We start from the raw sequence: 11,371 nt of genomic DNA on the forward strand, positions 1-11,371 counted from the left end.
CGACAAACTGCTGCACGGGGAGGAAAACGTGGTGTGTGCTGATGCTGGTTGTACCGGAGTCGAGAAGCGTTCTGAACATGAAGGTCGTCAGGTCAGCAGGCTGGCGGTGATAGGGCCGACGTCGGGCATAGTCAGCAAACGACTGCCCAGATCATCGTCAGCCAGTTGGCCAGCCATCTTTTTATCCAGCTGCATGATTTGCTCATCCAGATAGCCGAAGTGTGCGTGTAACCGCTGTAACAATGTGCTGAGCCGTATCGGCAACTTATGCCCAGCCAGAACGCTAGGCAGACGTTTTATGACCGTCCCCCCCCAGAGACAGGCTGATGCCGAACTCCAGCAGGAAGCCATGGAGTTGATTGATTGTTTTGGTGCGGTCACGCACCAGCGACTCACGCATGCGATGCAGTACTGAGAGCGTTTGCTGGGCTTCGGTTTTAGGCGAGACAAATCGCATCGAAGGGCGTGAGGAGGCTTCGCAGATCGCCTCGGCATCAACGAAATCGTTTTTGTTACTTTTAACAAAAGGCCGAACGAACTGCGGGGATATTATTTATATGCCCCATGGCAGCTACTTCACGAGCAACGAAATGCGAACTGGCGCAGGCTTCTATCACCACAGTGTAGGTGGGACAGTTGCCAAAAAAACGCATCATCTGCACGCGCGAAAGCTTCTTATGAAACACCTCATGACCCGATACATCTTGGCCGTGCAAGTGGAAAGTGTGTTTGTCGAGGTCGATACTGGGGTCGCAAGAAAGCCCTGTCCGACGAACAGACCGTCGCAGTCCGGCAACGGGTCGCTGCCGGCGAACCAAAGGCCCAGTTAGCCCGTGAGTTCGGTATAAGTAGGGAAACCCTCTACCAGTACCTTCGCACGGATACATGCCCCGTCGCTCGATACTCTCGGCTTCTGAGCGCGACACTTTGCTTGCGCTGCCGGAAAGCCAGGACGATTTGATCCGCTACTACACCTTCAACGAGTCCGACCTGTCGCTGATCCGTCAGCGACGGGGTGATGCCAATCGCCTCGGCTTTGCCGTGCAACTCTGCCTGCTGCGCTTCCCCGGATACGCGCTGGCCAGCGACAGCGTGCTGCCCGATCCGGTCATTGAGTGGGTGGCCCGACAGGTTCAGGCGGCGCCCGAAAGTTGGGTGAAGTACGGTGAGCGCGATGTCACCCGCCGTGAGCACGCCCAGGAACTGCGTACCTATCTTGGCTTGTTGCCGTTTGGGCTGTCGGACTTTCGCGCCCAGGTGCGCGAGCTGACTGACCTAGCCCAGCAAACCGACAAAGGTCTGCTACTGGCGGGGCAGGCTCTGGAGAGTCTGCGTTAACAACGGCGGATCTTGCCAACCCTGACGGTGATCGACCGGGCCGGCTCCGAAGCCGTGGCGCGAGCCAGCCGGAGGGGCTACCGTGCCTTGATCGAGTCGCTGAGTCAGTAACATCGCAACAAGCTCGACGAACTGCTGACCTTCAAGGCAGGCAGCAACAGTACCTGATTGACCTGGCTGCGTCAGTTACCGTTAAAACCGAACTCGCGGCACATGATGGACATATCGAGCGGCTGAAAATCTTCCAACTGGTGGCCCTGCCGGAAGGGCTCGACCGGCATATCCACCAGAACCGGCTGCGACCGGCGCTTTTACGAGATCTGCGCCTTGTCTGAACTGAAAAACGCGCTGCGCTCCGGCGACATTTGGGTGAAGGGCTCGCGGCAGTTCCGTGACTTTGAAGATTGCCTGCTGCCGCCCGCGAGGTTTGCCGCACTCAAGAAGGAACAGACGCTGCCATTTGCGATCAATCCCAACAGCGACCAGTACCTGGAGGAGCACTTGCAGCTGCTGAAACAGCAACTAGCGACCGTCGCCAAGCTGGCCAAGGACAATGAACTCCCTGACGCCATCCTCAGCGAGTCCGGACTGAAGATCACGCCGCTGGATGCGGCGGTACCGGATACCGCCCAGGCGCTGATCGACAAAACCAGTCAGCTACTGTCGCGCATCAAGATTACCGAGCTGCTGATGGACGTGGATGAGTGGACAGGATTCACCCTTCACTTTACCCACCTGAAGGATGGTGCTCAGGCCAAGGATCGAACGTTGCTACTGTCCGCGATCCTTGGTGATGCCACCAACATTGGCCTGACCAAAATGGCCGATTCGAGTCCGGGCATGACCTACGCCAAATTGTCCTGGCTGCAGGCCTGGCACATTCGCGACGAAACCTACTCGGCGGCACTCGCCGAACTGGTCAACAGCCAGTTCAACCATACCTTCGCGGCCAACTGGGGGGACGGTACTACCTCATCCTCAGATGGCCAGCGCTTCCGCGCAGGCGGTCGAGGCGAAAGCACTGGGCGCGTCAACCCGGATCTGCGGATCGAGGAGCACTACACCGATTCGGCGGACTTTACCGATCACGTTTTCGCCCTGATGCACCTGCTGGGCTTTCGTCTTGCCCCGCGCATCCGCGACCTGGGCGAAACCAAGCTGTATGTGTCACAGAGCGTGCAGGACTACCCAACACTGCGGCCAATGATCGGCGGTACGGCTGAACATCAAACATGTCTGCGCTCACTGGGACGAGATTCTGCGCCTGGCCGCGTCGATCAAACAGTGCACCGTCACTGCCTCGTTGATGCTGCGCAAGCTGGGGAGCTATCCGCGCCAGAACGGCCTGGCCGTCGCCCTGCGCGAGTTGGATCGGATCGAGCGCACGCTGTTTATCCTGGACTGGCTGCAAAGTGTCGAACTGCGTCGTCGCGTGCATTCTGACCTGAACAAAGGCGAGGCAGGCAACGCCTTGGCCAGGGCGGTGTCCTTCAATCGCCTCGGTGAAATTAGGGAACGGAGCTTCGAGCAACAGCGCTATCGGGCCAGCGGATTGAACCTGGTGACCGCCGCCATCGTGCTGTGGAACACGGTCTACCTGGAGCGGGCCACCCAAGGGCTGACTGAGGCCGGAAAGCCAGTGAATACTGATCTGTCTCAGTACCTGTCGCCGTTGGGCTGGGAGCACATCAACCTGACTGGCGATTACGTCTGGCGGCAGAGCCGTAAGCTCAAAGACGGGAAATTCAGGCCGTTACGACAGCCCGGAAACCTTAGCGTACGATTTTTTCCGAATTCTCTAGGCTCCCCAAGGCGATCTGTTCACCGTGGCGCCTGCCCCGACCGGCTTCGTGGTGATGTCCAAGCGCTGGGTGGTGGAGGCGGACGCATGCCTGGAATGAGAGGGTTCGGCGATTGATCATGCACTACGATCGGTTTCTCACCGTAACGAGGCGTGGGTATGGCTGGCCGAGGCGCGCATATTCGCGCGCCGGCTCACTACATGATTTGTCTACACCCTCTTAGGCAAGCCAATCATACATTTTTACTTCGTAATATTATAAGCAATTTTTTCGGGCTCTACTAACCTACCCGTGATTAGGCCTTGGAGTGAAGATCAGAAGTAGACATCGGAGTTCATATGCCCCTTTGCCGGAGTGAGGCAGCCGCTGGCGCTGCTCGTACTGTCGGCCCTAGAGGGCTCAACAACCGTGACGGGGCCTCTAAAAATGCCGATTTTTAGTTATCCTCAAGGAGATGTACGATGTCACTTTCTGGAAATATCCAAAGCGCTTCAGCCAACTCTCGCGGATTTGACGCAGATACGGTGATTTCATCTGCCACTGCAGAGCAATTCGTAGCGCAAGGCTACATATTCTGCATCCGCTATTTATCCCTCGGCGCTGGGCAGGCCCCTGGCGATCTTTCATCGAGCGAGGCCAATGACATTCTGACCTCAGGACTAGCCCTAATGGTCGTTCAGCACGTCGAAGAGCCTGGCTGGCTACCATCCCAGAGCGCCGGACAGACCAACGGAAATAACGCTGTGATAAATGCCGACACCATCGGCCTTCCCTCGGGCTTGAACGTATGGTGCGACCTCGAAGGTGTGGCGGCCTGCGCAACCGCACAGGACGTCATTAATTACTGCACGGCCTGGTACAACACAGTATCAGCTGCAGGTTATGTGCCGGGACTTTATGTCGGTGCTAATGCCGTGTTGAGCGGGCAACAGCTCTACGATTTACCCTTTGAACACTATTGGCAGTCCTGTAGCGAGGTACCGACCGTAGCCGTACGGGGCTATCAGATGGTTCAAACTTTTGTCCAGGATCCTGTGAATGGCATCGGTATCGATGATGATATGACCCAAACAGATCTATTGGGCGGACAGGCGCTGTGGCTGACACAAAGAGGATAAGCGGCTTGCCCGTGCACGCAGGCCAAAAATCCCCTCCAGCGCGTAAGGCAGATGCTTCAATGCCCTCGCAACTTCTGGACTCATCACTCGCACATCAGGCGATGTTCGACAGCGCCTGGATTCAAACCCTGACGGCGAATATGACTTGGCGCTATTGAGCCATTGTGTAACAGCCCTGCAATCACGGAGTACCGCCACATGAGTCTTTCCAGAAAGTGGATAGTTGGTGCAGCACTGTGCAGCTTGCTATTGGCCGGTTGCGTCTCGAAGGTAACCGAAAAAGAACAGTATTCCGGGTTCCTCAAAAGTTATGACGGCTTGCAGGAAACCAAGTCGGCGAGCGGGGCGACGGTGATGCGCTGGGTTGCACCCGGATTTCAACCGTCGGCCTACTCGACCCTGGTGTTCGAGCGTCTGGAACTGTATCCGGCGCCAAAACCGAATGAACGTGTGGATATGAAAACCTTGCAGGAGTTGCAGGCCTACACCACCGAAAGCGCCAGGCAGGCGTTGGAGCAAAATTACCGGGTCGTTCCGAGCACCAGGGACGTTCGCAAGGGTGAGCGTGCGCTGATCCTGCACGCGGCCATCACCGGTGTTACAGCCTCCAGCGAAGGCATGAAGTGGTATGAAGTGGTGCCGGTCGCTGCTGTAGTTGGGTCGATTCAAGCCGCAACAGGGCACCGCGATCAAAACACTGAGTTGTATATCGAAGCCGATCTGGTTGATGCCGGTACCGGGCTACCGGTCGCCAAAGCCGTGCGCAAGGTCTTCGGAGAAAACCTGCAAAATTCCAGTCAGAAAATCACGGCCAACGACTTCAAGGCGGCCATCAGGGCCATGACCAACGATCTGCAAGCGCTGCTCAAGTAAGCGTGTAGCGGCTCATGAATGGCTGACGATGGAGATCGCGATGATGACATTGAGCAAATGGAGTGCAGCAGCGGCGACGCTGTCTTTGATCTTGGGCACGGCGCTTGTGTGCGCCCAAACCGTCCCGCCGATGAAAATGACCACGGCTATTCCTGAATCCATCATGACACCCGATAGTATAGAGACACGATTAGGCACGCTGAAGTTCGTCGATGGCTTTCCTGACGACGTCACCGTGCAGAAGGTCTATGACAACCTCGACTTTCAGCGTGGGGTCGAGGTGTTCCTCAATGCCATGCCAGGTGCATCGGTTGAGGCCCTTAAGGTCGGCTTCGCCAGTCAGGGCGCGGATAACAACCAGACTGTGCTCATCATGGAAAACCTGATGGACTCGAGGTCGCTGTTTCTCACACCCAATACCGAGAGTATTTACAACCTGATGTGGCTGGACACCAAGGACGGTCCGCTAGTATTGGAAACCCCACCGAATGTGCTGGGCGTGATTGACGATCACTGGTTCCAGTACGTGAGTGACTTTGGCCGAGTCGGCCCGGACAAAGGCAAAGGCGGTAAATTCCTCCTGCTGCCGCCGGACTACAAGGGCGAAGTCCCGGAAGGCTATTTTGTCCTGGTGTCTAAAACCTACGGAAATCTGGTCTTCTGGCGCGGTTTTCTGGAAAACGGCAGTACCGCGACCGCCGTGGAAAACACGAAAAAATTTGCCAGGGTCTATCGGCTGGCCGACGCCGCGAATCCGCCGCCGATGAAATTCGTCAATGTTTCCGGAAAAGTCTTCAATACCATTGGTGCCAATACCTTTCAGGTGTATGAAGATCTGAACCGGGTGGTTCAGTACGAGCCGAACGAGGCCTACAGCCCGGAAATTCTCGGTCAGCTCGCGGCCATCGGCATCGAAAAGGGCAAGCCCTTTGCGCCTGATGAGCGGATGAAAAAGATCCTCACGGAAGCTGCCGCGGTGGGCAATGCTAGTGCGCGTGCGATTGTCTTCAAATCTCGAAGTAACGAGGCCTACTACTACCCGAACAGCGGCTGGTTCAGCGGTTTCATCGGTGGAAGCTATGAGTTTCTCTCGCAACCTGGTGTGCGTGATCTCGATGCTCGCGTGCACTTTATTTATTATGCCACCGGTATCACACCTGCCATGGCACTGAAGATCGTTGGTCTCGGCTCGCAGTACGCCGCGGCAGCGACAGACTCCAAAGGCAAACCGCTGGATGGCAGCAAGACCTATAAAGTCCATTTGCCGCCCAACATCCCGGCAAAAGACTTCTGGTCGTTCGTCATCTACGACAATCAGACTCGCTCGATGCTGCAAACCGACCAGCAGTACCCAAGTATCGGTAGCCAGCAAAAAGGATTGGTCATGAACCCCGATAAGTCAGTGGACGTCTGGTTTGGTCCGACAGCACCTAAGGGGCACGAGTCCAACTGGGTGCAGACCATCCCCGGCAAGGGCTGGAACGTGCTTCTGCGCCTCTACGGGCCGGAGCAGTCCTGGTTTGACAAGACCTGGAAGCCGGGTGAATTTGAAGTCGTGAAGTAATTTGCACCTGATCAGGAGTTCGATATGAGCAAGCGCGTTGAATTGCCTGTGCTTACACTGCTCGTGCTCGGTGTATCCGTGTGTAGCTACGCGAACAGCCAGGCCGAGCTGGCCAAACAGTCCCTCAACCCGGTGGCGGCGCTGTACAGCTTGCCGATCCAGTACAACTGGAACCAGAATGGTCCCCGGTGGAAGCGCCAATAAAAACGGCGTTGGCGACACCTCGCAAAGCTTTTTCTTCTCACCGAAAAAGCCGACGGAGAGTGGCTGGATCTGGGGAGTCGGGCCGGCACTGCTGTTGCCTACCGGCAGCGACAAACTGCTCAGCAGCGAGCAGTGGGGGCTGGGTCCGACGGCCGTGGCGCTAAAACAGGAACATGGTTGGACCACGGGTATTTTAGCAAACCATTTGGTCGCTGGATAACGACCCGCCCAATGCCAAGGAGAAGGTTGATCAGACGTACCTGCAACCCTTTCTGGTGTATACCACCGCGAAATATACCAGCTCCACCTATGACTGGGAGGCCAAAGAGTGGAGCGTACCGATCAATTTGTTCGTGACGCAGCTGTTCAACGATGGGATGGCCCCGGCTCAGGCCGAGAAAAAACTTAACGTCGTGTCCGGGATTAGTTGACCACTACAGGTGGGGCTGACTGTAAAAGAGTTTGGATTCAGCATCGCCTGGTCGTTTGCCACCGCAGGCTTCATCGGCGTCCTGGGCGTTGAGCAGGCCCGCCAGCTCGGCAGGCGCTGGGCTGAACGGAAAGTGGACGAGGCCGGGTGATGGGCTATGTCATCGGTGGCCGCGAGTACTCGGCCAGCTACCAGGACCTGCGCGAGGAACATGCCCGCTTTGTCGGGATGACCGACAAGCGCTTCCTGAAGGAGCTTCCGGCCGCGCTGCACTTCGCCGTGTTCGTGTGCTGGTTCAAGGAGCTACCGACAAGCCAGGTACTTTTGGATGAAGGGATCGTCCACCAGTTGGCCCACCTGATTCACCTGAAGGGCGAGCCACTGGTGATGACCAGGCTTGGCGAGATCCGCGAGCTGTTCAACAAGTAGCTTCAGCTTGTAGGGTAGGGCGCAACATAGTATTTAGCTTGACATTCTGTAGACTCTAAGACACATGTATGGTAGGAAGATTTACTGATTTATGTGGATCGTCTATCAAGGATTTTGCTAGTGATGCATTGAATCTATATGGTGACAAGAAAAAATGAAAAAATATGAGCCCCATAGAAACTCTCGTAAACATACGGCTCCGCAAACTATAACAGTTGTAGAGGAGGATTTGTCTGAGGATGAAGCGCTCGAACTCAACGAGTCAATGGTTTTTCCGGCGCTACAACGTCCGGCACCTCCTTCGTATCATCTCCCGCCTCCACTATATTCAATGGCTTCGCCTACTCCGATTCCGAAAATTGCCCATTTTGCTTGGGAAGGAGGCGAGCTTCCTCAATTATTTTTGTATAATGTACTTAATTTTAAGCGATTGAATCCAGAATACGATGTGTTTTTTTGGACGTCACGACCAATGAGTTTCTTTAAGGCGTTGGATCGAGCTATGGAAAGTACGACACCGGATCGAGGCATGGTAAGTATGACTCCAGCTTACCGATACATGGCTTTCCATCAAGGAAAGAAAATAAATGTCGAAAACCCAGCAGAGGCTTATGCGCAGGTATCGCCTGAAATAAGAGGGTTTTATGAAAGGGAAAAGTCTGGGCCATACTCTAACTTTGCTGCTGCTAGTGATATTACCCGATTGGTGTTGATGCATGTTATGGGGGGGTTGTATATGGATGTGGATGTAAGTACAGTGCAGCCTATTCAGCAGATAGGGAGAGGCAATAAGCTTTTCATGTATCGCTCTGGAGAAAGATATGGTAATGCAGTTCTTGCCAGCGCTCCAAAAACTAACGCAACACAGAGGGTTTTAGAGTTTCTAATGAGCACCTACATGAACAGTCCAGCATTGTGGGATAGCAAACGCTCTGAGTTGGAATCTCGATTTTCATTAACATTATCTACCACCGGACCACAAGCGATATACTATAACTCTGAGGGTATGCGTGAAGACTTAACTGATCCCGTTTTTGGGCAGCGTCGGGGCGATCTGCAGCTTTTGCAGGTAGCAATGGGGGACTGGAAGAAAGTTAATGGTGCTCGAGTGCGCTATGAGTTTAGCGGTAAACAGTTGTTAGATTTAGGGCATGTACCTGGTCTAAATGCTGATGGAGACTGGGCAAATGGTTTTAAAAAAGGCCGTAGATCTTCGATTTCATAGGGACGGCTCTGAATAATTCAGCCGTTGTGAAAATATGTGTTACTGATAGTGTTGGATATGGTCGGAGTTTCTGGAAAGACTCGCCAATTTTGCTTTAAGTAAACCAGCTGTAGTTACAAGCCTTGCTCGCTGAGCAATAGTTTCAAGTACCGCACTTACTAGCATGATGCGGCGATACTCTGACCCTGCTATCCGACGCATCGAAGCATGGATTTAGGCGATATTTTGCTCAATCATACTGCTCTTCTTTTATTAATTGAACTGCAACCGATCATGGTATCAAACCTCAGGTGATCCATGGACAGACCAAGGCCGCCTGAGTCGCTGCTTGAGCAATCTGACCTATCAGAGGTCGGCATTCGCCTGACACCAGCGTCTGAGGTGTGGGACTGGCTCTAAGCCGAGATCCTCACCGACTCCGGCAGCATCCACAACGAAGACCATGCCCATCTACTGGATGCAGACATCCGGGTCATGTGGGCGTCATCGAGCCTCGAGAAGCAGGGACGCCGGATCCTTGGCCAGGCCGAGCAGGTAGCGTTCCGCGCCGGCGGTTGGCAGAAAGCCCGGATGGAGCAACAGATGCGTGATTGGTTCGGCGATGTGCCGACCTTCATCATCATTCTGGCTGCCGACTACTGTGCTCAATGTTCCGACGCTGACTTCTGCGCCCTCATTGAGCATGAGCTCTACCACATCGCCCAAGTGACCGATAAGTACGGACAGCCAGCCTTCACCCAGGAAGGCGCACCCAAACTGAAGCTGCGCGGCCATGACGTCGAAGAATTCGTCGGTGTGGTCCGTCGCTACGGCGCGAGCCCTGAAGCTCAGGCGTTGGTCGACGCCGCCAACAAGCCCGCTGAGGTGGGGAAATTGAACATATCGAGGGCCTGCGGAACCTGTCTGCTCAAGTCGGCCTGATCCTTGACAGGACCTTGACGGAATAAACTCATATGGGAGCCCTGAAAGATGAGGTGAAGCGCTTCATTGTGCAGGCGTTGGCCTGTTTTGATACGCCCACGCAGGTAGTGCAGGCGGTCAAGGAAACATTCGGGCTCGATGTAACTCGCCAGCAGTGTGAGTTGTACGACCCCACGAAGTGCGTCGGTCGTGATCTTGGGGTGAAGTGGCGGACGGTCTTCGAAGATACCCGCAAGCGTTTTCGCGAGGACACGGCTGAGATCCCGATCGCCAATCGAGCATTCAGGCTACGCGGCCTGGGCAGGATGGCTGAGAAGGCCGAGAACATGCGCAACCTGGCCTTGACCGCTCAGCTTTACGAGCAGGCTGCCAAGGCGTGCGGTGACATGTACGTCAACCGTAAGAGCGAACCGGAGAAACCCCTGGGCTCCCAGGCGGACCAGCAGCACGCAGTTGCTGAGTACACCCTGGAGCCAGATGGGAATGTCCCCGTTACCCCGTACCTTTGACCCGCCGGTGAGGTTGACGCCGAAGCAGGCAAACATTTACTGCTGGGGCTTCCAGCCCGAGGCGCGCTTTCGCGATGCGGTGTGTGGTCGCCGGTTCGGCAAGACGTTCCTGGGCAAGGCCGAAATGCGCCGCGCTGCCCGGTTGGCTGCGGAGTGGGGCGTCAGCGTCGAGGATGAGATCTGGTACGGCGCGCCAACCTTCAAGCAGGCCAAGCGCGTGTTCTGGCGGCGCCTGAAACAGGCTATCCCGGAAGCATGGTGTGCGAACCGTCCGAATGAGACGGAATGCTCAATCACGCTGAAGTCCGGCCACGTCATGCGAGTGGTCGGCCTCGACAACTACGACAACCTGCGCGGCTCTGGTCTGTTCTTTGTCTTGGTTGACGAATGGGCGGACTGCCCGTGGGAGGCCTGGGAGGAGGTCCTGCGGCCAATGCTCTCGACCTGCCAATACAGCATTCCCGGTGTTGGCATGCGAAAGGGTGGTCATGCGTTGCGCATCGGAACCCCCAAGGGCTTCAACCACTGCTACGACACCTTCCAGGATGGTCGGCCAGGTCATGAGCCTGACCACAAGAGTTGGCTCTATACCTCGCTCGATGGTGGCAACGTTCCAGCTGAGGAGCTTGATGCGGCCCGCCGCAAGATGGACCCCCGTACTTTCCGGCAGGAGTACGAGGCCAGCTTCGAGAACTACGCCGGCGTCGAGGACCAGGGCGAGGTGATCGGCATCGTGCATTCGCACCCAGACGCCACCAGCAGGCCGTCACCACGAGACCTGGCCATGTGCGAGGCCACAGCGCTGCCCTGGCACATCCTGAGCTGGCCCGAAGGGGATCTGCGCACCATCGCGCCGGCGGGCCACACGCCGCTGCTCAAGCGACCATTCGTCCACGGTGCCTGGGACTGCTGGCAGGTCTGCGCCGATTGGTACAAGCGCGAGTGGGGGCTGGAGTTC

At 55.9% G+C, this 11,371-nt stretch carries 7 protein-coding genes and 6 pseudogenes; 12 read left to right on the top strand and 1 reads right to left on the bottom strand.

Features of this window, described 5'->3' with window-relative positions; all coding sequences use genetic code 11:
- Positions 1 to 93 precede the first annotated feature (93 nt).
- Positions 94 to 743: pseudogene (locus tag CRO75_RS31555) on the bottom strand (IS110 family transposase); the annotation flags it as partial.
- On the opposite strand from CRO75_RS31555, the pseudogene CRO75_RS31560 reads away from it, so the two are divergent.
- From CRO75_RS31560 to CRO75_RS33170, 12 genes and pseudogenes are all read left to right on the top strand, one after another.
- Positions 734 to 883 (top strand): annotated as a pseudogene (locus CRO75_RS31560) (helix-turn-helix domain-containing protein); the annotation flags it as partial. The pseudogenes CRO75_RS31555 and CRO75_RS31560 sit on opposite strands and share 10 nt — an antisense overlap.
- A 2-nt stretch (positions 884 to 885) precedes the next feature.
- Positions 886 to 3,103 (top strand): annotated as a pseudogene (locus CRO75_RS31565) (Tn3 family transposase); the annotation flags it as partial.
- 43 nt (positions 3,104 to 3,146) lie between these two features.
- A pseudogene (locus CRO75_RS31570) lies at positions 3,147 to 3,344 on the top strand (IS5/IS1182 family transposase); the annotation flags it as partial.
- 257 nt (positions 3,345 to 3,601) lie between these two features.
- Positions 3,602 to 4,258, top strand: coding sequence for a DUF1906 domain-containing protein (locus tag CRO75_RS31575; RefSeq protein ID WP_097140523.1), 657 nt, complete (start codon positions 3,602 to 3,604; stop codon positions 4,256 to 4,258).
- 198 nt (positions 4,259 to 4,456) lie between these two features.
- A complete protein-coding gene (locus CRO75_RS31580) occupies positions 4,457 to 5,131 on the top strand; it encodes a DUF3313 domain-containing protein (protein ID WP_097140526.1) in 675 nt (224 codons plus the stop codon).
- A gap of 40 nt (positions 5,132 to 5,171) precedes the next feature.
- On the top strand, positions 5,172 to 6,695 hold the full coding sequence (locus CRO75_RS31585; RefSeq protein ID WP_097140534.1) for a DUF1254 domain-containing protein: 1,524 nt from the start codon (positions 5,172 to 5,174) through the stop codon (positions 6,693 to 6,695).
- Between the two features lie 24 nt (positions 6,696 to 6,719).
- Positions 6,720 to 7,264: pseudogene (locus CRO75_RS31590) on the top strand (transporter); the annotation flags it as partial.
- Between the two features lie 215 nt (positions 7,265 to 7,479).
- Positions 7,480 to 7,758 (top strand): hypothetical protein, encoded by a 279-nt coding sequence (locus CRO75_RS31600; protein WP_097140528.1) that lies wholly within the window; start codon positions 7,480 to 7,482, stop codon positions 7,756 to 7,758.
- Positions 7,759 to 7,912: 154 nt separating this feature from the next.
- Positions 7,913 to 8,983 carry a glycosyltransferase gene (locus CRO75_RS31605; RefSeq protein ID WP_097140530.1) on the top strand — a complete coding sequence of 357 codons (1,071 nt, stop codon included), beginning with the start codon at positions 7,913 to 7,915 and terminating at the stop codon, positions 8,981 to 8,983.
- A gap of 297 nt (positions 8,984 to 9,280) precedes the next feature.
- A pseudogene (locus tag CRO75_RS31610) lies at positions 9,281 to 9,904 on the top strand (putative metallopeptidase).
- A gap of 32 nt (positions 9,905 to 9,936) precedes the next feature.
- Complete coding sequence (locus CRO75_RS31615; protein ID WP_097140532.1) at positions 9,937 to 10,413, top strand: DUF2280 domain-containing protein; 477 nt, start codon at positions 9,937 to 9,939, stop codon at positions 10,411 to 10,413.
- 646 nt (positions 10,414 to 11,059) lie between these two features.
- Positions 11,060 to 11,371: Mov34/MPN/PAD-1 family protein (locus CRO75_RS33170; protein ID WP_275657186.1), on the top strand; the 312-nt coding region annotated here is incomplete at its 3' end.

Source organism: Pseudomonas sp. LAMO17WK12:I10 (genome assembly GCF_900215185.1).
GTDB classification, from domain to species: Bacteria; Pseudomonadota; Gammaproteobacteria; order Pseudomonadales; family Pseudomonadaceae; genus Aquipseudomonas; species Aquipseudomonas chlororaphis.

Bases quoted from the DNA above. Each gene is read 5' to 3' on its own strand.
- CRO75_RS31575 (WP_097140523.1), top strand. From the start codon at position 3,602: ATGTCACTTTCTGGAAATATCCAAAGCGCTTCAGCCAACTCTCGCGGA.
- CRO75_RS31580 (WP_097140526.1), top strand. From the start codon at position 4,457: ATGAGTCTTTCCAGAAAGTGGATAGTTGGTGCAGCACTGTGCAGCTTG.
- CRO75_RS31585 (WP_097140534.1), top strand. From the start codon at position 5,172: ATGATGACATTGAGCAAATGGAGTGCAGCAGCGGCGACGCTGTCTTTG.
- CRO75_RS31600 (WP_097140528.1), top strand. From the start codon at position 7,480: ATGGGCTATGTCATCGGTGGCCGCGAGTACTCGGCCAGCTACCAGGAC.
- CRO75_RS31605 (WP_097140530.1), top strand. From the start codon at position 7,913: ATGAAAAAATATGAGCCCCATAGAAACTCTCGTAAACATACGGCTCCG.
- CRO75_RS31615 (WP_097140532.1), top strand. From the start codon at position 9,937: ATGGGAGCCCTGAAAGATGAGGTGAAGCGCTTCATTGTGCAGGCGTTG.